Source organism: Sphingopyxis sp., assembly GCF_050916055.1.
Taxonomy (GTDB): domain Bacteria; phylum Pseudomonadota; class Alphaproteobacteria; order Sphingomonadales; family Sphingomonadaceae; genus Sphingopyxis.
On the sequence record NZ_CP051527.1, the window covers coordinates 624,179 to 646,166 of the forward strand.

At 66.4% G+C, this 21,988-nt stretch carries 22 protein-coding genes; 16 read left to right on the forward strand and 6 right to left on the reverse strand.

The annotated features are described in order from the left end of the window. Window positions 1-124 precede the first annotated feature (124 nt). The 8 genes from HEQ22_RS03040 to HEQ22_RS03075 all read left to right on the forward strand — a co-directional run bounded on the left by HEQ22_RS03040 (window position 125) and on the right by HEQ22_RS03075 (window position 10,156). Window positions 125-1,663, forward strand: coding sequence for a sensor histidine kinase (locus HEQ22_RS03040; protein ID WP_432769729.1), 1,539 nt, complete (start codon window positions 125-127; stop codon window positions 1,661-1,663). A 23-nt stretch (window positions 1,664-1,686) separates the two neighbouring features. Further along, a complete protein-coding gene (locus HEQ22_RS03045; protein WP_432769730.1) occupies window positions 1,687-2,427 on the forward strand; it encodes a Crp/Fnr family transcriptional regulator in 741 nt (246 codons plus the stop codon). A 44-nt stretch (window positions 2,428-2,471) separates the two neighbouring features. Next, window positions 2,472-3,722: a putative DNA modification/repair radical SAM protein gene (locus tag HEQ22_RS03050; protein WP_432769731.1), complete on the forward strand. Its 1,251-nt coding sequence runs from the start codon at window positions 2,472-2,474 to the stop codon at window positions 3,720-3,722. An 8-nt stretch (window positions 3,723-3,730) separates the two neighbouring features. Beyond that, entirely contained in the window at window positions 3,731-5,146 is a 1,416-nt protein-coding gene (locus HEQ22_RS03055) for a UdgX family uracil-DNA binding protein (protein WP_432769732.1), read from the forward strand. After that, entirely contained in the window at window positions 5,146-6,159 is a 1,014-nt protein-coding gene (locus HEQ22_RS03060) for a ligase-associated DNA damage response exonuclease (protein ID WP_432769733.1), read from the forward strand. The genes HEQ22_RS03055 and HEQ22_RS03060 overlap by 1 nt, the downstream gene beginning before the upstream one ends. Continuing rightward, the gene (locus HEQ22_RS03065; RefSeq protein WP_432769734.1) at window positions 6,156-7,841 is read left to right on the forward strand and encodes a cisplatin damage response ATP-dependent DNA ligase; all 1,686 of its coding nucleotides are present in this window, start codon (window positions 6,156-6,158) and stop codon (window positions 7,839-7,841) included. Before HEQ22_RS03060 ends, HEQ22_RS03065 begins: the two co-directional genes overlap by 4 nt. A 214-nt stretch (window positions 7,842-8,055) precedes the next feature. Next, the gene (locus tag HEQ22_RS03070) at window positions 8,056-8,670 is read left to right on the forward strand and encodes a superoxide dismutase (protein WP_432769735.1); all 615 of its coding nucleotides are present in this window, start codon (window positions 8,056-8,058) and stop codon (window positions 8,668-8,670) included. Window positions 8,671-8,776: 106 nt separating this feature from the next. Then, window positions 8,777-10,156, forward strand: a complete 1,380-nt coding sequence (locus HEQ22_RS03075; RefSeq protein WP_432769736.1) for an L-serine ammonia-lyase — start codon at window positions 8,777-8,779, stop codon at window positions 10,154-10,156. 6 nt (window positions 10,157-10,162) lie between these two features. On the opposite strand, the gene HEQ22_RS03080 is transcribed toward HEQ22_RS03075, so the two are convergent. Continuing rightward, window positions 10,163-10,576: an immunity 70 family protein gene (locus HEQ22_RS03080; protein ID WP_432769737.1), complete on the reverse strand. Its 414-nt coding sequence runs from the start codon at window positions 10,574-10,576 to the stop codon at window positions 10,163-10,165. A 601-nt stretch (window positions 10,577-11,177) separates the two neighbouring features. On the opposite strand from HEQ22_RS03080, the gene HEQ22_RS03085 reads away from it, so the two are divergent. From HEQ22_RS03085 to fghA, 5 genes are all read left to right on the forward strand, one after another. Continuing rightward, window positions 11,178-12,290: an S-(hydroxymethyl)glutathione dehydrogenase/class III alcohol dehydrogenase gene (locus HEQ22_RS03085; protein WP_432769738.1), complete on the forward strand. Its 1,113-nt coding sequence runs from the start codon at window positions 11,178-11,180 to the stop codon at window positions 12,288-12,290. A gap of 144 nt (window positions 12,291-12,434) precedes the next feature. Beyond that, window positions 12,435-13,295 carry a formyltetrahydrofolate deformylase gene (gene purU, locus HEQ22_RS03090; protein ID WP_432769739.1) on the forward strand — a complete coding sequence of 287 codons (861 nt, stop codon included), beginning with the start codon at window positions 12,435-12,437 and terminating at the stop codon, window positions 13,293-13,295. A 51-nt stretch (window positions 13,296-13,346) separates the two neighbouring features. Further along, complete coding sequence (locus HEQ22_RS03095) at window positions 13,347-13,724, forward strand: VOC family protein (RefSeq protein ID WP_432769740.1); 378 nt, start codon at window positions 13,347-13,349, stop codon at window positions 13,722-13,724. Between the two features lie 16 nt (window positions 13,725-13,740). Continuing rightward, window positions 13,741-14,244 (forward strand): prolyl-tRNA synthetase associated domain-containing protein, encoded by a 504-nt coding sequence (locus HEQ22_RS03100; RefSeq protein WP_432769741.1) that lies wholly within the window; start codon window positions 13,741-13,743, stop codon window positions 14,242-14,244. Further along, window positions 14,241-15,089 carry an S-formylglutathione hydrolase gene (fghA, locus tag HEQ22_RS03105; RefSeq protein ID WP_432769742.1) on the forward strand — a complete coding sequence of 283 codons (849 nt, stop codon included), beginning with the start codon at window positions 14,241-14,243 and terminating at the stop codon, window positions 15,087-15,089. Before HEQ22_RS03100 ends, fghA begins: the two co-directional genes overlap by 4 nt. A gap of 29 nt (window positions 15,090-15,118) precedes the next feature. On the opposite strand, the gene HEQ22_RS03110 is transcribed toward fghA, so the two are convergent. The 5 genes from HEQ22_RS03110 to HEQ22_RS03130 all read right to left on the reverse strand — a co-directional run bounded on the left by HEQ22_RS03110 (window position 15,119) and on the right by HEQ22_RS03130 (window position 19,969). Beyond that, window positions 15,119-16,096: a quinone oxidoreductase family protein gene (locus HEQ22_RS03110; protein ID WP_432769743.1), complete on the reverse strand. Its 978-nt coding sequence runs from the start codon at window positions 16,094-16,096 to the stop codon at window positions 15,119-15,121. A gap of 103 nt (window positions 16,097-16,199) precedes the next feature. After that, complete coding sequence (locus HEQ22_RS03115; RefSeq protein ID WP_432769744.1) at window positions 16,200-18,065, reverse strand: DEAD/DEAH box helicase; 1,866 nt, start codon at window positions 18,063-18,065, stop codon at window positions 16,200-16,202. Window positions 18,066-18,131: 66 nt separating this feature from the next. Further along, window positions 18,132-19,256 carry an NAD(P)/FAD-dependent oxidoreductase gene (locus HEQ22_RS03120; RefSeq protein ID WP_432770929.1) on the reverse strand — a complete coding sequence of 375 codons (1,125 nt, stop codon included), beginning with the start codon at window positions 19,254-19,256 and terminating at the stop codon, window positions 18,132-18,134. Window positions 19,257-19,316: 60 nt separating this feature from the next. Then, window positions 19,317-19,496 (reverse strand): hypothetical protein, encoded by a 180-nt coding sequence (locus HEQ22_RS03125; protein WP_037518413.1) that lies wholly within the window; start codon window positions 19,494-19,496, stop codon window positions 19,317-19,319. Further along, window positions 19,493-19,969, reverse strand: coding sequence for a GreA/GreB family elongation factor (locus HEQ22_RS03130; RefSeq protein WP_432769745.1), 477 nt, complete (start codon window positions 19,967-19,969; stop codon window positions 19,493-19,495). The genes HEQ22_RS03125 and HEQ22_RS03130 overlap by 4 nt, the downstream gene beginning before the upstream one ends. Window positions 19,970-20,127: 158 nt before the next feature. On the opposite strand from HEQ22_RS03130, the gene HEQ22_RS03135 reads away from it, so the two are divergent. The 3 genes from HEQ22_RS03135 to HEQ22_RS03145 are packed head-to-tail and all read left to right on the forward strand — an operon-like array spanning window position 20,128 to window position 21,985. Then, window positions 20,128-20,421, forward strand: a complete 294-nt coding sequence (locus HEQ22_RS03135) for a BufA1 family periplasmic bufferin-type metallophore (protein ID WP_432769746.1) — start codon at window positions 20,128-20,130, stop codon at window positions 20,419-20,421. A 6-nt stretch (window positions 20,422-20,427) separates the two neighbouring features. Then, the gene (gene bufB / locus HEQ22_RS03140) at window positions 20,428-21,294 is read left to right on the forward strand and encodes an MNIO family bufferin maturase (RefSeq protein WP_432769747.1); all 867 of its coding nucleotides are present in this window, start codon (window positions 20,428-20,430) and stop codon (window positions 21,292-21,294) included. Further along, a complete protein-coding gene (locus tag HEQ22_RS03145; RefSeq protein ID WP_432769748.1) occupies window positions 21,287-21,985 on the forward strand; it encodes an HvfC/BufC family peptide modification chaperone in 699 nt (232 codons plus the stop codon). The genes bufB and HEQ22_RS03145 overlap by 8 nt, the downstream gene beginning before the upstream one ends. Window positions 21,986-21,988 lie beyond the last annotated feature (3 nt).

The following is a 21,988-nucleotide window of genomic DNA, read 5'->3' on the forward strand; positions in this document are numbered from 1 at the left end:
CTGCAACTTGTCGTCACGGCATGCGTAGAGTCAGCCGGGGCGCACCAAAGATAAAGACGTAAACAAATGGAATTGCGATATTTTTTCGCAATCTTGTCGTCGAGCTTTTTTAGGGACCAGATTCATGGCAGAGCGGCCCGCGCTACAGGATGACGCCAAGGTGTCGATGATCGTTGAGGGGGCAGAATTGGCGGACGGCGGGGAGGGCGATGCGGACATGGCGGAGCGGCGGCGTCTCGGGACGCTGCGCGAATACCGCATCATGGACACCGGACCCGCCGAGGGTTTCGACCGCGTCACCAAATTGGTCGCCGAACTCTTCGACGCCCCGATCGCTTTGGTGTCGCTGGTCGATGATTGCCGCCAATGGTTCAAATCGACCTATGGCCTCGACGTCAGCGAGACGCCGCGCGACATCAGCTTTTGTCAGCATGTCGTGCTCTCTGAAGAGCCGCTGGTGGTGACCGACGTCGTCGGCGACCCGCGTTTTGCCGACAATCCGCTGGTGACCGGCGACCCGCATATCCGCTTCTATGCCGGCGTCCCTCTGCGCGCCTATAATGGCGCGATCCTCGGAACCTTATGCCTCATCGACCGCAAGGTGCGGCCGGCGCTGACGGACGCGGAACTGGACCGGCTACAGGATTTCGCGGCGATCATCATGGCCGAGGCGAATTTGCACCGCACCGTGGCGGAACGCGATGACGTGCGCCGGATGCTCGACCGCGCGCTCGATTTTTCGGCGATCGCGATCTGGCAATATGATCCGCGGACCTCGAAGCTGGAATGGCGCGGCGCGACGGCCGAACTGTGGGGATCCGATTTCGACACTGCGCTTAGCGGCGTCGGTGGAGCGATCGATCGCATCCACCCCGACGATCGCGCTCAGGTCCAACTGGCACTGCGCGAGTCGACCGACGGCGGCACGCCTTATGCGGTCGAGCATCGCATCATGCATCCCGAGCGCGGCGTGCGTTGGCTGGCGATCCGCGGCGACTGGGACGTGTTGGCGAACGACGCACTGCTCACCGGGATCAGCATCGACATCACCGAACAGAAGAGCCGGCAGGAAAATGCCAATCTGTTGATGCGCGAACTGCACCACCGGATGCGCAACCTGTTCGCCACCGTCGGTGCGATTATTTCGCTCACCCGTCAGGCAGCGCACGACGTCGACGATTATGTCGAACGGATCAGCAGCCGGCTCGATGCGCTCAATCGCGCCCAGAACGTCCTGCTCGGCGCCAATTTCATGACCGGGTCGATGCACGCGCTGATGCGCGAGGTCGAAGCGGCCTTTCCGCGCATCCGCTGGTCGGGCCCCGACCTGTTGCTGCCCGAAAATGCTGTGGTCGCGATGGCGTTGGTGTTCAACGAACTGGCGACCAATGCGGCCAAGCATGGCGCGCTGACCACGCGCGATGGTCGGGTCGATATCATATGGTCGCAGGACGACGAAAGCGATGCCGACCGCCGGTTCCATCTCCGCTGGAGCGAAACCGGCGGCGACGGGCGCCTGGTGGCCCCCGAGCGCACGAGCTTCGGGACGCTGCTGATGGAACGCAGCGTCCGCAACAATCTGGGCGGGACGATCGAACGGCGGTGGGAACCGACCGGGCTGGTGTGCGATATCACGCTGCCGGCACGCTGGCGCGAAGCCTGATATACGGGGAGCATGGGGGGAAGATGGCGTTGGAAGCGTTGATTGCGCGGTTGCGGTTTTACAGTGACTTGGGCGAGGGCGACCTTGCCGAACTGGCGGGGCTCGGCGGCAAGATCCGCAATGTCGAGGCGAATCGCGAAATCATCACCGCCGGTCAGGAAATGGATGCGGTGCTGGTCATCCGCGAAGGCTGGGCCGCACGCTTCAAAACGCTCGAGGACGGGCGCCGCCAGATATTGAACATCCTGCTGCCCGGCGACATTTTCGACCTGCAGGTGCTCGTCGCCGCCGAGGCCGACCATAGCGTCGTCACCGTGACCGACGTCTCGCTGTACACGCTGCCGCCGCCGGCGGTGCGCGAGATGCTGAACGGCTCGGGCGCGCTCACCATGGCGTTCTGGTGGACGCAGGTGCAGGAAGAAGCCTTTCTGCGCGAACAGATTATTCGCAACGGGCGGCAGAGTGCACAGGAGCGTATCGGCCACCTGTTGCTGGAACTGCATCGCCGGGCGCAGATCGTCAATCAGGCGAACGGCGACAGCCTGCGTATGCCGCTGACCCAGACGCAGATCGCCGACACACTGGGGCTGACCCCGATCCACACCAACCGTGTGCTGCGCCGCCTGGTCCGCGAGGGGTATATCGAGACCAGCCGCCAGTGGATCCGTTTCCTCGACGCCGACGCGCTGGCGCAGATGTGCGATTTCGATCCCAGCTATTTTCACCTCGACGCATTCCGAATGCGCCTCCGCCGCGGCAACTAACCCAGGTTTGTTCTTTTTTTGTTCCGCGTGCTATGCCGTGGAGCATGTCCGCCAAATCGATTCTCCAGAAGCTCGCGGTGTTGGCCGATGCCGCCAAATATGACGCGTCGTGCGCGTCGTCGGGAACGGTGAAGCGCGATTCGGTGGGGACGAAAGGGATCGGATCCACCGAAGGCATCGGCATTTGCCACAGCTATGCCCCCGACGGGCGCTGCATCTCGCTGCTCAAGATCCTGCTGACCAATTTCTGCGTCTACGACTGCCGCTTCTGCATCAATCGCGCGTCGAGCAATGTCGAACGCGCGCGGTTCAGCCCGCAGGAGGTGGTGCGGCTGACCCTCGATTTCTACAAGCGCAATTATATCGAGGGATTGTTCCTGTCGTCGGGGATCATCCGTTCCGAAGATTATACGATGGAGCAGTTGGTCGAGGTCGCGCGCATCTTGCGTGAGGAGCATCGGTTCGGCGGCTATATCCATTTGAAGACGATTGCTGGCGCGGCGCCCGAGCTGATCGCGCGCGCCGGGCTTTATGCCGACCGGCTGTCGACCAATGTCGAACTGCCGACCGAGGCCGGCCTGTCAAGCTTCGCCCCCGAGAAAAAGCCCGAAACGATCCGCAAGACGATGGCGTCGGTGCGCGTCGGCGCTGACGATGCGATCGAGGCGGCGAAAGGGCGTTTGCTGAAAAAGGCGAAGCCGCCGCGCTTCGCTCCCGCGGGGCAATCGACCCAGATGATCGTCGGCGCCGATGGATCGCGCGACGACGATATTTTGGCGACCGCGACCAATCTCTATTCGGGCTACCAGCTGCGCCGCGTCTATTATTCGGCGTACAGCCCGATCCCCGACGCGAGCAGCGACCTGCCGCCGGTGCGCCCGCCGCTGATGCGCGAGCACCGCTTGTATCAGGCCGACTGGCTGCTGCGCTTCTATGGCTTTCAGCGCGCCGAAATCATGGAAGGCGCGAGCGGCGGCATGCTCGACCTCGCCATCGATCCAAAGCTTGCCTGGGCGCTGATGCGGCGCGACATGTTTCCGGTCGATATCAACCGCGCGCCGCGCGAGCTGCTGCTGCGCGTACCGGGGCTGGGAACGCGCGCGGTCGACCGGATTGTGGCGGTGCGGCGAACCGGCAAGCTGCGGCTTGGCGATCTCGCCAAGCTGACCGCATCGGTGAAAAAGGTGCTGCCGTTCATCGTCACGCCCGACTGGAGGCCGGGCTCGCTGACCGACAGCGCTAGCCTGCGCGCGCGCTTTGCGCCGCCGGCCGAGCAATTGTCGCTGGCGCTATGAGAGAGGTCGTGTTGGCCCGGCCCGGCGATTTCGCCGAATGGCGCGATGCGGCGCGCGGCCTGCTCGCGAACCAGATCGCGCCCGAAAACGTCAGCTGGCGCGGGGCCGACAAGGGCGCGTCGCTGTTTGGCGGCGACGCTCCGCCGGCACCCGACGGCACGGTGTCGCTGCCGCGCGAATTGCTCGCAATGGCCGACCGGGCGATTTGCCACCGCGACGCCGGGGTGCCGGCGCGGCTCTATCGTATCGTCTGGCGCGCGGCGCGCGACCGGCAGCTGCTGGCGCGGACGACCGATCCCGACATCGACTGGCTGCGCAAGACTGACAAGGCGATCCGCCGCGACATTCACAAGATGCACGCCTTCGTCCGCTTCCGGCGATTGGGCGAGGATGCGGGTCGCGAAAGCTTCGCGGCGTGGTTCGAACCGTCGCACCGCATCCTGCGGCTGACCGCGCCCTTCTTTCAGCGGCGCTTTTACGGCATGGACTGGGCGATCGTCACCCCCGATGCGCGCGCAATCTGGGCCGACGAGACGCTGACCTATGGCCCCGGCGGGACGAAGGACGAGGTGCCGGGCAGCGACGTCGTCGAGGACCAGTGGCGCACCTATTATGGCGCGATCTTCAATCCGGCGCGGGTCAAGATCGCCGCAATGCGCGCCGAAATGCCCAAGAAATACTGGAAGAACCTGCCCGAGGCGCAGGATATCGCGCCGCTGCTCGCGGGCGCGGGAGCGCGGGTGGAACGGATGCGCGAGACCGCCGTTTCGCTAGCGAACCCGCAAACCGACAAATGGCGAACCCGCGTGTCCGACGAACTGGCCCTGACCGACGACATCGACACGCTGGACGACCTTGCCCGCGCGGTGGGCGGTTGCACGCGCTGCCCGCTCCACTGCAACGCGACGCAGGCGGTGGTCGGCGAAGGCCCGGCGGCGGCGCGGATCATGCTGGTCGGCGAGCAGCCGGGCGACCGCGAGGACCTGGAAGGGCGGCCCTTCGTCGGCCCGGCGGGGCAGGTGCTGAACGAAGCCTTGGTCGAGGCCGGTCTGGACCGCACGCGATTGTTCCTCACCAACGCGGTCAAGCATTTCAAGTTCGAGCCGCGGGGCAAGCGGCGGCTGCACCAGAATCCGACGGCGGGCGAGATCGACATCTGCCGCTGGTGGCTGGACAAGGAGCGCGCGCTGGTGCAGCCCGACCTGATCGTCACGCTGGGCGGCAGCGCGCTGCGCGGCGTGACGGGCAAGAGCGCGAGCATCACCGCGATGCGCGGCGCGGTGCATGATCTGGGCGGGGGGACGAAGCTGATCGCGACGATCCATCCCTCCTTCCTGCTGCGCCTGCCCGACCGGGTGCGCGCCGCGGAGGAGCGCGCGGCGTTCGTCGCAGATCTGGCGCGCGTGCGCGATCTCGCCGCCTGATGGCGAAGACGAAATCCTGGATCGAGCCGCATTCCAGCGGCATTTATGTCAAGCCCGCTGACCTGTGGATCGACCCTTCGCGCCCCGTCGAACGCGCCGCGGTGACCCACGGCCACGCCGACCATGCGCGCAGCGGCCATGGCGCGGTGTTCGCGACCCCCGAGACGCTGGCGATCATGGCGCTGCGCTACGGCGTCGATGTCGAGGCGAGCCATAACGCCGCTTTTCCCTATGGCGACGGATTTGAGCGCGGCGGGGTGCGCTTCAGCTTCCATCCCGCGGGACATGTCCTTGGCAGCGCGCAAATATTGATGGAATATGCGGGCGAACGCATCGTCGTGACGGGCGATTACAAGCGCCGCGCCGACCCGACCTGCGCGCCGTTCGAAGTCGTCCCCTGCGACATCTTCATCACCGAGGCGACCTTTGGCCTGCCGGTGTTCCGCCATCCGCCGACCGCAGACGAGATCGCCAAGCTGATCGGCGCGGTGCGTGCCGAGCCCAAGCGCTCGGTGCTCGTCGGCGCCTACGCGCTGGGCAAGGCGCAGCGGGTGATCGCCGAACTGCGCGCTGCGGGGTGGGACGCACCGATCTTCATCCACGGCGCGATGGAGCGCATGTGCGCGCTTTACGCCGCGCACGGCGTCGATCTCGGCGAGTTGCGGCTGGTCAGCGAGACCGACAAGGCCGAGATGCAGGGGCAGATCGTCGTCGCGCCACCTTCGGCGCTGAACGACCGCTGGTCGCGGCGATTGCCCGATCCGGTCACCGCGATGGCGTCGGGGTGGATGCGGGTGCGCCAGCGCGCGCGGCAGCGGATGGTCGAACTGCCGCTCGTCATTTCGGACCATGCCGACTGGGACGAGCTGACGACGACGATCGCCGAGGTCAATCCGAAGGAAAGCTGGATCACCCACGGCAGCGAGGACGGGCTGCTGCGCTGGTGCGAGCTGCATCAGCGCAAGGCGCGCGCGCTGCACCTCGTCGGGCGCGATCTGGAGGAGAAGGCGTGAAGGCCTTTGCCGCGCTGATCGACCGGCTGATCTACACCCGCTCGCGCAACAGCAAGCTCGCGCTGATCGTCGATTATCTGCGCCACACCCCCGATCCCGACCGCGGCTGGGCGATCGCCGCGCTGACCGAAAGCCTCGATTTCCCGGCGGTGAAGGCGGGAACGGTGCGGACCTTGCTCGCGACGCGGGTCGACGAGGACTTGTTCCGGCTGTCGCGGCATTTTGTGGGCGATACCGCGGAGACGGCGGCGCTGCTGTGGCCGGAACCAGATAAGCCCCTCCCCTTCAGGGGAGGGGTTGGGGTGGGGTCTGTCGGCCTTGCGCAAGGCCGACAGACCCCACCCGCTGCGACTAGGGAGCAAAGCTCCCAAGTCTCGCTGCCCTCCCCTGAAGGGGAGGGTGAAATATCGGTCGCCCACGCCGTCGATGCTCTGTCAGCCACCACCCGCGCCACCGCCCCAGCTGTCCTCGCATCGCTGCTCGACCGCCTCGACGCCGACGGGCGCTATGCGCTGCTGAAGCTTGCACTCGGCGGGATGCGCGTCGGGGTGTCGGCACGGCTCGCCAAACAGGCGTTTGCGCAGGCGTTCGACGTCCCCGTCGACGATGTCGAGGAGCTGTGGCACGCGATTGCGCCGCCCTATGCGCCGCTGTTCGCGTGGGGCGCGGGAAGGGCGGAGCGGCCCGACCTCAAGGACGTCGCTTTCTTCCGCCCCTTCATGCTCGCGCATCCGCTCGAGGAAGGCACCGTCGATCTCGCCGACTATGCCGCCGAATGGAAATGGGACGGCATCCGCGTCCAGATCGTGCGCGGTGGTAGTCAGACGCGCATTTACAGCCGCGGCGGCGAGGAGATCAGCACCGCCTTTCCCGAACTGGTCGCGGCATTCGATCAGGATGCGGTGATCGACGGCGAACTGCTGGTGCGCGGCGATGCGCAGGGCGGTGAAGCCGCGAGCTTCAACGCATTGCAACAGCGGCTCGGGCGCAAGACCGTGTCAAAGAAGATGCTTGCCGAAGCCCCGGCGTTCGTGCGCGTCTACGACCTGCTCGCGGTCGATGGCAACGATCTGCGCCCGTTGCCGTGGACCGAGCGGCGGCGGCAATTGGAAGCGTTTGTCCCGCGGCTCGCCGCCAGCCATTTCGACCTGTCGCAGGTGATCGACGCCAAGGATTTCGACGATCTCGCGCAGCGCCGCGCCGGCGCGCGCGATGCGGCGATCGAGGGGGTGATGCTCAAGCGCCGCGATGCGCCCTATGTCGCCGGGCGGCGCGCTGGCCTGTGGTATAAATGGAAACGCGACCCGCTGACCGCCGATTGCGTGATGATGTATGCGCAGCGCGGCAACGGGCGCCGCGCGAGCTTCTATTCGGATTACACCTTCGGATGCTGGAGCGACGACGGCGAGCTGTTGCCGGTCGGCAAGGCCTATTCGGGCTTCACCGACGAGGAGCTGAAACGGCTCGACAAGTTCGTGCGCGACAACACGCTGAACCGCTTCGGCCCGGTGCGCGAGGTGGAGAAATCGCTGGTGCTCGAGGTCGCGTTCGATTCGATTCACACGTCGAAGCGCCATAAATCGGGGCTCGCGATGCGCTTCCCGCGCATTTCGCGGATCAGGCGCGACAAGCCGGCGGAGGAGGCCGACCGCATCGCGACGCTGCTGGCGATGGTGACGTAGCTTTTCGACGAAAAGCGGCGTGCCCCCGCGAAGGCGGGGGCCCATCTCCGGTCGATGCCAGTTGGAACCGGCGGGAGATGGATCCCCGCCTCCGCGGGGATACAGGGCTTTTTTGCCGCGAGTGGACAGAAATTTCCCCGCCCAAACCTTGCAACCCCGCACCCCGATACCGAGTTAAAGCCCGCAAAGACCCCAAAACAAAATGGAGACTGCCATGACGATCGCTCACCCCCCGCTGCCCTATGCCCACGACGCGCTGGAGCCGCATATCTCGGCGGAAACGCTGAAGACGCACCATGGCAAGCACCACAAGACCTATGTCGACAAGGTCAACGCCGCGATCGAGGGCACCGAGCTGGCCGACAAGCCGCTTGAGGAAATCGTCCATCACGCCGAGGGTTCGGGCAACAAGGGCCTGTTCAACAACGCCGCCCAGTCGTGGAACCACGCCTTTTATTGGGAAAGCCTGTCGCCCGACAAGACCGCGCCCGACGGCGACCTGCTCGCCGCGATCGAGCGCGATTTCGGATCGCTCGACGATCTGAAGAAGAAGCTGAAGGACACCGCGATCAACCATTTCGCGTCGGGCTGGGCGTGGCTGGTGTCGCGCGACGGCACGCTGTCGGTCACCGACACCCACGACGCGGGCACCGAACTGGTCGCCGGGATCAAGCCGCTGCTCGTCGTCGATGTGTGGGAACATGCCTATTACATCGACCGCAAGAATGTTCGCCTCGATTATGTGAACGCGGTGGTCGACGACCTGCTCAACTGGGATTTCGCCGCGGAGAACCTCGCGCGCGAGGGGACGTGGACCTATCCGGCGTAACCTGATCCTCCCTGTGGCGAAGCCACGGGGAGGATTTCACCGAAGCCGTAACGAAACTTGAACCGGCATCTATCGTCATGGCGACTGCGCCTCTATACGCGCCGCCATGACGATCAGCCTGTTCGAACTGTTCAAAATCGGCGTCGGCCCCTCCAGCTCGCACACCGTCGGGCCGATGGTCGCGGCGCGGCGCTTCACCGTCTGGCTCGACGACAGCGGGCTGCTCAGCCTGACCGCCCATGTCGAGGCCGACCTCTATGGCTCGCTCGCGCTGACGGGCAAGGGCCATGCCGCCGACACCGCGATCGTCGCGGGGCTCGCCGGCGAAATCCCCGCCAGCACCAGCCTCGCCTCGATCAAGGCGCATTGGGACCGCGCAGAGGGCGAAGGCTTCCTCTACCTGCTCGGCCGCCAGCGCGTCCGCTTCCAGCCAGCGCGCGACCTGCATTTCCAGATGCGCCAGCGCCAGCCCTTCCACAGCAATGCTTTGAGCTTCACCGCGCGCGACGCCGCGGGCGAAATCCTTGCCAAGCGGATGTATTTCTCGATCGGCGGCGGCTTCGTCGTCGACGAGGAGGAGGCGGGGCGCAACAGCCGCGGCGCCGAGGACGAGGTCGAGCTTCCTCACGCCTTCACCTCGGGCGCCGACCTGCTCAGCATGGGCGCCACGTCGGGCAAGAGTTTTGCCGAAATGATGCTCGAAAACGAGCTCGTCCACCGCAGCCTCGACGAGGTGAACGCCGGGCTCGACGCGATCGCGGGGGCGATGGACGCGTCGATCGACGCGGGCTGTTGCAGCACCGGCATTCTGCCCGGCGGGCTGAAGGTCAAGCGCCGCGCGCCGCAGATCGCCGACGACATCCGCAACCGCCACGAGGCGAATCTGACCGATCCGCTCGCGATGATGGACTGGATCAACCTGTGGGCGATGGCGGTGAACGAGGAAAATGCCGCGGGCGGTAAGGTCGTCACCGCGCCGACCAACGGCGCGGCGGGGATCATCCCCGCGGTGATCCGTTTCTATCGCCGCGGCTATCGCGGCGACGATGCGGGGGTGCGCACCTTCCTGCTCGCCGCGGGCGCGGTCGGCGCATTGTATAAACGCAACGCCAGCATCTCGGGCGCCGAGGTCGGCTGCCAGGGCGAGGTCGGGGTCGCCTGTTCGATGGCGGCGGCAGGGCTGACCGCCGCGCTCGGCGGCACCAACGCACAGGTCGAAAACGCCGCCGAGATCGGCATGGAACACAACCTTGGCCTCACCTGCGACCCCATTGGAGGCCTCGTCCAGATCCCGTGCATCGAGCGCAACGCGATGGGCTCGATCAAGGCGATCGACGCGAGCCGCATCGCGATGATCGGCGACGGCACGCATGTGGTGAGCCTCGACACGGTGATCGCGACGATGCTGCAAACAGGGCGCGACATGCGCGATAAATATAAGGAAACGTCGAAGGGCGGGCTGGCGGTTAGCGTGGTGGAGTGTTGAGGGGCGTCAATAGCGCACGATTTCTGCGCTACCTCCATTGCTGCGGAGGTCTTCGAGCGTCTCTGTCACGGTCATGATCAAATCACGTCCCGTCGATGTCACGAAATAGTTGGAGAGATCGGTAATATCTCCACTGATCTCGTTACCCCATGGAGGTTGCTTGGCGCGGTCATCGATATCCCAAACGACAGCCGAGGGTGGAAGCGCCGACAGTTCGTCGCGTATTTTTGCAAGTTCACTGAGCGCTGCTTCTGCTTGTGAATGCGGGAGATAGCCTTGATAAAGCTGGTTGAGCAAGACAGGAAACCTCGCGCCCCATCGATCTTCGAGTCTTGCCGATATTGTTGAGAAGAAGGCATGAAGAAATTCGGCGGTGCCGAGTTCATCGGTGATGCTGCCGACCTTTATACCTACTGCCATATGTTCCTCCGAGCGATCAGCCTGCAATTTGAAGGCGGTTGACGATCTTGTTCAAGCTAAATTTGAGGCTACGTGCAGCTCCTCATCGTCATCCCGGACTTGATCCGGGATCCACGGCGGCGCTGAAGTCATGGACCCCGGATCAAGTCCGGGGTGACGAAAGTGGGGGGCTGCAAATGGGGCTTTCCTATATTATTTCGCTGTGCCAGCCTGTCGTCCGGCTCTTTGGCCTCGTCGATATTCGAGCCTGTGAATAAGGCGACAAAGGAGACAGTTTGGCGCTCTCTGTCCGTATCTTTTGTCTCCTTAAGCGCGGTCGCCAGAAACCGCTGAAGCCACAAAGGACGCAAATTGCGGGCTCGCGTGCGGGGCTTTTGTGGCTTTAGGGCGCAGCGAGGACCTCATCCTCCCTGTCGCGTAGCGATGGGGAGGGGGACCGCGCCCAAAGGGCGTGGTGGAGGGGCAGCGACGCTAGTGCCAAAGCCCCTCCGTCAGCGCTGCGCGCTGCCACCTCCCCACGGCTTCGCCGCAGGGAGGATCGGGCGCATCTTGCATTGGCGCGCGCTTTGCCTGATTGGGAGCGCCGAAAAGGAGACCCGCCATGAAGACCCGTGCCGCCGTCGCATTCGAAGCGAAGAAGCCGCTCGAAATCGTCGAACTCGACCTCGAAGGCCCGAAGGCGGGCGAGGTGCTGGTCGAGATCATGGCGACGGGCATCTGCCACACCGACGCTTACACGCTCGACGGCTTCGACAGCGAGGGTATCTTCCCGAGCGTGCTGGGGCATGAGGGCGCGGGCGTGGTGCGCGAGGTCGGCGTGGGCGTCACCAGCGTCGTTCCCGGCGACCATGTGATCCCGCTCTACACCCCCGAATGCCGCCAGTGCAAAAGCTGCCTTTCGGGCAAGACCAACCTCTGCACCGCGATCCGCGCGACGCAGGGCAAGGGGCTGATGCCCGACGGCACGACGCGCTTTTCGTACAAGGGCCAGCCGATCTTCCACTATATGGGCTGTTCGACCTTCTCCAACTTCACCGTGCTGCCCGAGATCGCGGTCGCGAAAATCCGCGAGGACGCGCCGTTCCAGTCGAGCTGCTATATCGGCTGCGGCGTGACCACCGGGGTCGGCGCAGTGATCAATACCGCCAAGGTCCAGGTCGGCGACAATGTCGTCATCTTCGGCCTCGGCGGGATCGGGCTCAACGTGATCCAGGGCGCGCGGCTGGCGGGCGCGAAGCAGATCATCGGCGTCGACATCAACCCCGATCGCGAAGAATGGGGCCGCAAGTTCGGGATGACCGACTTCCTCAATACCAAAGGCATGAGCCGCGAAGACACGGTCGCCGCGATCGTGCAGCTGACCGACGGCGGCGCCGATTATACGTTCGATGCCACCGGCAATACCGAAGTGATGCGCACCGCGCTGGAAGCCTGCCACCGCGGCTGGGGCACCTCGATCATCATCGGTGTCGCCGAGGCGGGCAAGGAGATCGCGACGCGGCCCTTCCAGCTCGTCACCGGGCGCAACTGGCGCGGCACCGCGTTCGGCGGCGCCAAGGGCCGCACCGACGTGCCGAAGATCGTCGACATGTACATGACCGGCAAGATCGAGATCGACCCGATGATCACGCACGTGATGGGGCTGGAGGAGATCAACAAGGGGTTCGACCTGATGCATGCGGGGGAAAGTATCCGCAGCGTCGTCGTCTTCTGATCTAATATTTATGATCCGTTCGCCCTGAGCTTGTCGAAGGGCCGTTCTTCCTTCATGCGGCGGGGAAGGGAAGAACGGTGCTTCGACAGGCTCAGCACGAGCGGGCTTTGAGGATGATCCTTCCGTGCAAGAGGGAGTGACGCATTGACCGGACCCTATGTCCTGACCTTCAGCTGCGGCGACGCGGTGGGCATCGTCGCCGCGGTCACCGGGCTGCTCGCTGATCATGACGGCTTCATCCTCGACAGCCAGCAATATGCCGACCTCGACACCGGCCGCTTTTTCATGCGCGTCGCCTTTCGCGGCGCCGGGCCGCGCTTTCCCGCCGGGCTGGCGGGCGTGCAGGCAGCGTTCGCGCCGATCATCGCCCGCTTCGCCATGGACGCGCGGATCAGCGACGCCGCGATCAAGCCGCGCTTCGTCATCGCGGTGTCGCAGGGCAGCCACTGCCTCAACGATCTGCTCCACCGCTGGTCGACCGACAATCTGGCGATCGACATCGCCGGGGTCGTGTCGAACCATGAGCATCAACGGCGGCTGACCGAATGGCATGGCGTGCCCTTCCATCATCTGCCGGTGAGCGACGCCAATCGTGCCGAGCAGGAAGCGGCGATCCTGACGGTCATGGCCGACGCAGGCGCCGAACATCTGGTGCTCGCGCGCTATATGCAGATACTGTCGCAGGATCTGTCGGCGAAGCTTTCGGGCCGCTGCATCAACATCCACCACAGCTTCCTGCCGGGCTTCAAGGGTGCGAAACCCTATCACCGCGCGCACGAACGCGGGGTCAAGCTGATCGGTGCGACCGCGCATTTCGTGACCAGCGACCTCGACGAAGGTCCGATCATCGAGCAGGCGGTCGAGCGTGTCGATCACCGCGACAGCGTCGAGGATCTGATCCGCATCGGCCGCGACGTCGAGGCGCAGGTGCTGGCCAAGGCGGTGCGCTGGGTCGCCGAACAGCGGGTGCTGATCGACGGGCGCAAGACGGTGGTGTTCCGCTGACAGGGCTGGCACAACATCGGTATCGATTCGCAACGAAAAAAGGAGAGAGCGATGTACAGTCACAATATGGTCGGCACGAACGACGTGGCGAAGGCGAAGACATTCTATGATGCGACCTTCCAGGCGATCGGTGGCAAGCCGGGGATCCAGGACGACAAGGGCCGCCTGATTTATATGCACAATGACGGGCTGTTTCTGGTCACGCCGCCGATCAACGGCGAGCCGGCGACCGCGGGCAACGGCTGCACGATCGGTTTCGCGATGGCCGACGAGGCACAGGCGCAGGCGTGGCACGACGCCGGCGTCGCCGCGGGCGGCACCAGCATCGAAGATCCGCCGGGTATCCGCGAAGGCGGCTTTGGCCAGCTGTACCTCGCCTATCTGCGCGATCCCGACGGCAACAAGCTGTGCGCGCTGAAGCGGCTGTAAGCGTCCGATAAGGTTCATGCGCGGCGAGGCGGGATTGCGGGACGACCTGAGGGCGCTGTCGATCCGCTTCGCCGAACATGACCATGCCGCGGTGTTCACCGTGGCCGAGAGCGATGCGGTGCACGCCGCGATGCCCGGCGCGCATACCAAAAATCTGTTCCTGAAGGACAAGGGCGGAGCGTTTTGGTTGGTCACCGTGCCGTCCGATGCGCGGGTCGACCTGAAGCGGCTGCCCGCTGCGATCGGGAGCAAACATGTCAGTTTCGGCAAGGCTGCGGATATGGAGCGGCTGCTCGGCATCACGCCGGGATCGGTGACGCCGCTCGCCGCGATCAATGCGGTGCCGGGCAGCATCACCGTGGTGATCGACGCTGCGCTGGCCGACGCCTACCTCGTCAACGTCCACCCGCTGCGCAACACCGCGACGCTCGGGCTGGCGGGCGGCGCGATACTGGACCTGTTGCGCCGTTGGGGGCATGATCCGTTGATCGCGACCATCCCGGTACAGGAGCCGCAATGACCCTCGAAACCCTCTCGACCGTTCGCAGCCATGGCGGGACGCAGGGCGTGTACAAGCACGCCAGCACCACCACTGGCACCGACATGACCTTCGCGGTGTTCGTCCCCGATCACGAATCCGGCGTAAAGCTGCCGGTGCTCTGGTATCTGTCGGGGCTGACCTGCACCCACGCCAATGTCATGGAAAAAGGCGAATATCGCGCCGCCTGCGCTGAGCATGGTATTATATTCGTCGCACCCGATACCTCGCCCCGCGGTGAGGGCGTGCCCGACGATCCCGACGGCGCGTGGGATTTCGGGCTGGGCGCCGGTTTCTATGTCGACGCGACGGCTCAGCCTTGGGCGAAGCACTACCGGATGCGGTCTTATGTCGAGGACGAACTGCCGTCGCTGGTGTTGCGCAATTTCGCGAGCGCCGACCTGACGCGGCAGGCGATCACCGGCCATTCGATGGGCGGGCATGGCGCTTTGACCATCGGCCTGCGCCACCAGGACCGCTTCCGGTCGGTGTCGGCCTTCTCGCCGATCGTCGCACCGTCGCAGTGCCCGTGGGGCGAAAAGGCGCTGGGGGGCTATCTTGGCGACGACCGCGAGGACTGGCACGCCTATGATGCGTGCGCGCTGCTCGATCAGGGGCTGCGCGTGCCCGACCTGCTCGTCGATCAAGGCGATGCCGACAATTTCCTGACCGAGCAGCTCAAGACCGAGCTGCTCGTGGCGGCGTGCGAGCGGGCAGGGCAGAAGGCCGAAATCCGGATGCAGCCGGGGTACGACCACAGCTATTATTTCATCTCGACCTTTCTGGCCGAGCATGTCGCGTGGCATGCGGAGCGGTTGAAGGCGTAATTGCTCCCCTCCCTTTCAGGGAGGGGAGTTCAAGGAATTAACAGGCTGGACCCCGTCGTCCGCCCCGCCTGCAAATCGGCATGTGCCCGCGCCGCATCCTGCAGGCCGTAGCGCTGCCCGACGGTGATCTTCACCGCGCCGCTGGCGATCATCTCGAACACCCGTTCCGCACCCGCGGCGCGTTCGCCGGGGTGGAGGTAATAGTCGAACAGGGTCGGGCGGGTGACGAACTGTGAGCCGTGCTGCGCCAGCACGCCGAGATTGACCCCGGTCACCGGCCCGCCGGCATTGCCATAGCTGACGATCAGCCCGCGGCGCGCGGTGGCTTTCAGCGAAACGTCCCACGTCGCCATGCCGATACCGTCGAAGGTGACGGGCACGCCTTGGCCGTCGGTGAGATCGCGGACGTGCGCGGCGACGTCGTCGCTCTTGTACAGCAGCACATGATCGGCGCCGGCGTCGCGCGCGGCGTGCGCCTTTGCCTCGGTGCTGACGGTGCCGATCACCGTCGCGCCGATCGCCTTCAGCCACTGGACGAGGATCAGCCCGACCCCGCCTGCGGCGGCGTGGACGAGCACGGGCCAGCCGGCCTCGACTTTGGCGCAGCGCTCGACGAGCATCTCGACGGTGCACGCCTTGAGCAGCGCGGCGGCAGCGGTCTCGTCGTCGATGTCGGCGGGGAGCTTGAACAGCGACGCGGCGGAGAGCAGGCGCGCGCTGGCATAGGCGTTGCGATCGGGACCGAAGGTCGCGGCGCGGTCGCCGGGCTGGAAGCCGGTGACGCCCTCGCCGACCGCGATCACCTCGCCGGCGGATTCAAGACCGAGCCCGCTGGGCAGCGGAATGGGATAGGTGCCGTCGCGATGATAGACGTCGATGTAGTTGAGCCCGACCGCGGTCTGCCGAAGCAGCACCTCGCCGGGTCCCGGTTCGCCCAGCGTCACCTCGCGCCAGTCGATGACCTCGGGTCCGCCCTGCGTCTCGATAAAGGCGGTGATGGCTTTCATGGCGCGCGCTCCTGCTGTCCGGTCCATCTGGTGGGCCGGGCGGCATGACGCAAGGGTGAAGCGATGAACGCCCCTCCCCTTCAGGGGAGGGGTTTGGCTTGGACTATTTGCTCGGACGACGCGGGCTGCGCTGGCCAAAGGGCTTGGGCTTGTAGCGATCGGTGGGTTTGCCGCCGGGGCCGCCGGGACCGCGCGGACGATCGCCGAAACCGCGGTCGCCGCCGGGCGCGCGGCCCAGCGTGCTGCGCGGCGCGCGGTCGCCCGATCCCCCCGCATGCCCGCCCTTGTCGCGGCGCGGCGGATAGGTCGGGCCGTCGGGCGCCGGGGTGATCGCCACCCCGCTGTCGTCCTCGCCATCGGCGTTGGCGCTGCGCACCACCGCCTCGGCAAAGCGATCGGCGATCGCGCGCGGGATGTTGAACATCGTTTCCTTGGGACCGATGCGGATCGCGCCGATCTCGTTCTTGCTCACATGGCCGCGGCGGCAGAGCAGGGGCAGGATCCAGCGCGGGTCGGCATTCTGGTGGCGGCCGATGTTGAGGCGGAACCAGACGCTGTCCTCGAACCCTTCGCGGCGGTCGCCGCCGCCGCCTTCGCCGCGGTCCGGGCGTTCGAAACGCTCGCCGCGCTCGGGCCGGCCGGCGGCATCGCGGCCGCGCGGACCGTTGTCGAGCAGATCTTCGGGCGGCGGCATCAGCGCGCGGTGCGCGCGGACGAGCGAGGCGGCGATGTCTTCGGCGCTGCGTTCGGCCATCAGCCGCTGCGCCAGCTCCAGATCTTCCGGCTCATGCTCGACCGGGGCGAGCAATTTCTCGATCAGCCGTTCCTGGTCGCGGGCGCGCACGTCGGCGGCGGTCGGCGCTTCCATCCATTCGGCGTTGATCCGCGCGCCGCGCAGCATGCCGTCGACGCGGCGGCGGCGCGGGTAGGGGACGATGATGACCGCGGTGCCCTTTTTGCCCGCGCGGCCGGTGCGGCCCGAACGGTGCTGGAGCGCCTCGGCGTCGCGGGGAATTTCGACGTGGATGACGAGGCTGAGCGTCGGCAGGTCGATGCCGCGCGCCGCGACGTCGGTGGCGACGCACACCTTGGCGCGGCGGTCGCGCAAGGCTTGCAGCGCGGCGTTGCGCTCGTTCTGGCTATGCTCGCCCGACAGCGCGACGGCGGTGAAGCCGCGCTCGACCAGGCTGGCGTGGAGGCGGCGGACATTGTCGCGCGTCGCGCAGAACAGCATCGCGGTCTCGGCGTCGTGGAGGCGGAGCAGGTTGACCACCGCGCCTTCGATGTCGGCGGGGGCGACGGTCACCGCCTGATAGGCGATGTCGCCATGGCCGCGGTCCTGCCCGACGGTCGAGATGCGCAGCGCGTCGCGCTGGTACCGCTTGGCGAGCTGGACGATCGGACCCGGGATCGTCGCCGAAAACAACAGGGTGCGGCGCGTCTCGGGCGTGCCGTCGAGGATTTCTTCCAGATCGTCGCGAAAGCCCATGTCGAGCATTTCGTCGGCCTCGTCGAGGACCGCGACGCGGAGCGCCGAGAGGTCGAGCGCGCCGCGTTCGAGGTGGTCGCGCAGGCGCCCCGGGGTGCCGACGACGATCTGCACGCCCTGGTTGAGCGCGCGGCGTTCCTTGCTGGCGTCCATGCCGCCGACGCAGGTCGCGATGCGCGCGCCGGCCTTGGCATAGAGCCAGCCGAGCTCGCGGCTGACCTGCAGCGCGAGTTCGCGGGTCGGCGCGATGATCAGTGCTAGGGGCGAGGTGGCGAAGGGCAGGCGGCCGTCCTCGATCAGCTCGTCGCCCATCGCGAGACCGAAGGCGACGGTCTTGCCCGAACCGGTCTGGGCCGAGACGAGCAGGTCGCGGCCCTTGGCCTGATCTTCGCTGACCTGCGCCTGGACGGGGGTGAGCGCTTCATAGCCGCGCGCGGTAAGCGCGTCCGAAAGGACGGGAGAAAGATTTTCGAAAGTCATTATGATCTCAATAATATGGGCGGCCACCGGTGCGGTGGCGGGCCGACAGAAAGGGGCTCAATGGGCTTAAATCACCTGTCCGGCAGCGTGTCCGCTCGCCCAGGCCCATTGAAAATTATAGCCGCCTAACCACCCTGTGACATCTACGGCCTCGCCGACCGCATAGAGGTTTGGAACGGTTTTGGCCATCATTGTTTGCGATGACAGCCCGGCGGTGGCGATTCCGCCGACGGTGACCTCGGCCTTGGCAAAGCCTTCGGTGCCGTTGGGGTGGAAATTCCAGCGTGCCAGCCGTGCCTCGGCATCGGCGATTTTGCGGTCGGTCTGCGTACCCAGTTCGCCGGATAGCGCGAGACGATCGGCAAGGGTTTCGGCGAGTCGGTCCGGCAGCATCGCGCCCAGCGCGGCGCGCAGCGTGGCACGCGGCCGCTCGCGCTTGGCGTTCACAAGCCAGCCGCTTGCAACCTCGGGCAGGAAGTCGATCGTCACCGGCTCGCCGTGCCGCCAATAGCTGCTGACCTGGAGGATCGCGGGGCCGGAAAGGCCCTTGTGGGTGAACAGCGCCGCCTCGCGAAACGCCGCCTTGCCCGCGCGTGCCTCGACCGGCGCGGCAATACCCGACAAGGTGCGGAACAGCACATCGTCGCCGCCGAGTGTCAGCGGCACCAGCGCGGGCCGCGGCTCGACCACTTTCAATCCGAACTGGCGCGCGAGGTCATAGGCGAAGCCTGTTGCGCCCATCTTGGGGATCGAGGGGCCGCCGGTGGCGATGACGAGCGCCGGTGCGGTGACACTCTGGTCGCCGAAGCGGACCGAGAATGTGCCGTCGGCATGGGCGACGTCGCCGACCGGCTGGCCGCAACGGACGTCGACGCCGCCCCTTGCCGCTTCCTCCAGCAGCATCGCGACGATCTGCTTCGCCGATCCGTCGCAGAACAATTGGCCGAGCGTCTTTTCGTGATGCGCGATGCCATAACGATCGACGAGCGCGATGAAGTCGGCGGGGGTGTAGCGCGCGAGCGCCGATTTGGCGAAATGCGGGTTCGTCGACAGAAAGCGGTCGGGCGCGGTGTTCACATTGGTGAAGTTGCAGCGGCCGCCGCCCGAGATCAGGATCTTCTTGCCCGGCGCGTCGGCGTGGTCGAGCAGCAGCACGCGCCGCCCCCGCTGCCCCGCGACCGCGGCGCACATCAGCCCGGCCGCGCCGGCGCCGAGTATGATGGCGTCAAATTCGGTCGCGGCCACGACGGTTCAGTGCAGCTTGGCGATCGACAGGCTGTCGGCCTTGGCGCGGATCTTGACCGATTCCTCGCTGCGCGTCAGCGCCTTGGCGATCGACTTCAGCGGCATGCCCTTTTTGGCGAGGGTGTGCAGCTTGTCGATCTCGGCCGGGGTCCACGGCTGTTTGTGGCGTTCGAACTTGTCTTTCATGCCTGCGTCTCCGCATCGGTTTCGACGGCGAGAACGGCGATTGCATCCTCGCGATCCTGATATTCGACGCTTTCGCCGACCTCGGCGCCCATCAGCGCGCGGGCGAGCGGCGCGAAATAGGCGACGCAGCCCAGCGCCGGGTCGGCCTCGTCGCCGCCGACGATGGTGATCGTCTTGTCGGAATTGTTCAGGCGATAGGTGACGCGGCTGCCGATGCCGACGCTGCCATCGGCGCGCGGCGGCTGCACCTCCGCGGTCGCCTGACGGGTGTGGAAATAACGCAGCCGCCGTTGCAATTTCTTGCGCGCGTCCTCCTCGGTCGTCGCCGCGATCACGGTTTCGAGCCGCGCCACCTCTTCGCCGAGCAGGCGCAGCCCGCGCGGGGTGACGAGGTTCGGGCCGACCGGGATCGGCAGCTCATACTCGGGTTCTTTATGCTCGTCGTCGCTTTCGCGGCGGAACGCTACGCTCATGGTCGCTCTCTCGAAGGGGAAGCCCGATCCCTTGTACCGTGAAGGTGGCGAGATGATGGCGCGAAATTTGCGCGGCGGCGTAACCGGCGAGGGAGACGCCACGAAACTCCTGTCGATGCCATCCCCCGCATCACCCATTTTCAAAGGGAGTATCCACCATGTCGAATAGCCTGAAACTGTCGCTCGCCGCCTCCGCCATCCTCGCGATGGCCGCCGGCGCGGTCACCGTCCCCGCCGCCGCCGCCGATGGCGCCAAGGAAAAATGCTATGGCGTCGCGCTGAAGGGCAAGAATGATTGCGCCGCCGGCCCCGGCACCAGCTGCGCCGGCACCTCGACCACCGATTACCAGGGCAATGCCTGGAAGCATGTCGACAAGGGCGCGTGCGAAAAGATGGGCGGCACGCTGGCCGCGCACAAGGGCAACGCCAAGCCGGTCGCCAAGAAGAGCTGAGCCCACATGTCCCCCCGCCCGCTCCGCGACTTGCCGCAGCGCGCCGGCTTCGGGCTGAAGCCCGAACATTATGCCGACGTGCTCGCGGCGGCGGAGCGGGGATCCCCGCCCGCCTGGGCCGAAGTACATCCACAGAATTACTTCGGCGCAGGCGGGCCTCCGCATCGCTGGCTGACGGCGATTGCCGAACATATGCCGCTCAGCTTTCATTCGGTCGGGCTGTCGCTGGGATCGGTGGCGGGGGTCGACCCCTACGAGCTCGACGCGCTCGCGGCGCTGTGCGCGCGCTACCGGCCGGCGATGGTTTCGGACCATCTGAGCTGGAGCAACGGCCCGCACGACAAATTTCCCGACCTGCTGCCGGTGCCCTACACCCACGCCGCGCTCGCGCATTTCGCCAGCGAAGTCGGCCGGGTGCAGGACCGGCTGGGCCGCGCGATGCTGATCGAAAACCCGTCGCGCTACCTTGCTTTTGCGGCGAGCGACTGGTCCGAGGTCGATTTCCTCCACGAACTCTGCCGCCGCAGCGGCTGCGGCCTGCTGCTCGACATCAACAATGTCCAGGTGTCGGCGTTCAACCTCGGGCTCGACCCCGCGCCGTGGCTGGATGCCTTCGATCCCGCGCTGGTCGGCGAGGTGCATGTCGCGGGGCACAGCCGCAAGGACGATGGCGCCGGCGGCACGATCGCGATCGACGACCATGGCTCGGCGGTCCGCCCGGACTGCTGGAACCTGCTCGCATCCTTCCTCCGCCGCGCCGGGCCGAAGCCGGTGCTAATCGAATGGGACAGCGACGTCCCGGCCTATCCAGTGCTGATCGACGAGGTCGCCAAGGCCGATGTGTTGTTGCTGCGCGAGCCGGTCGATGCTTGACCGCGACCAGGCGGCGATCGCCGCGACGCTGCTGCACGGCCCCGGCCACCTGCCGGCGCGGCTGTTCGCGGGCGACGCCGCGGCGGTGCTGCGCGGCCTTCGCGTCCACGCCAACACCGTGTCGCACGCGCGGCTGGTGGCGCTCGAAGAGACGTTTCCGCGCACCCGCGACCATCTCGGCGCCGCCGAATTCAACCGGGTTTCGCGCGCCTTCGTCGAGGTCGGCGGCGCGCAAAGCCGTTCGCTGGCGCGGATCGGTGCGGCGTTTGCGGACTGGCTCGCCGACCCGCTCGCCGCCGAACTGGCGCGCGCCGAATGGGCGTGGCTGGAAAGCTATCACGCCGCCGACGCCCCGGCGCTGACCCTCGCCGCGCTGGCGGGCCTCGATGAACCGGGGCTGCTCGACCTGCCGGTGCGGCGCCACCCGGCGGTCCGCGTCGTGGTGCTGGCGCGCGCGACCGCGCCGCTGCTCGATCCGCGCCTTGCCGCCGACGTGCGGGCGCTGCTCATCACGCGGCCCGATGCCGAGGTGCGGCTGCTCGCGATCGACGCCGCCGATGTGGCGGCGATCGAGAGCGCGCAGGAAATTTTGCCGCTCGGTAACATCATCGCCCGGTTGGCCGAAACCCATCCCGACGGTGGCGCGGCGATCGCGGCGCTGATCGCCGCCGGGGCATTCGAGGACATTTGAGAG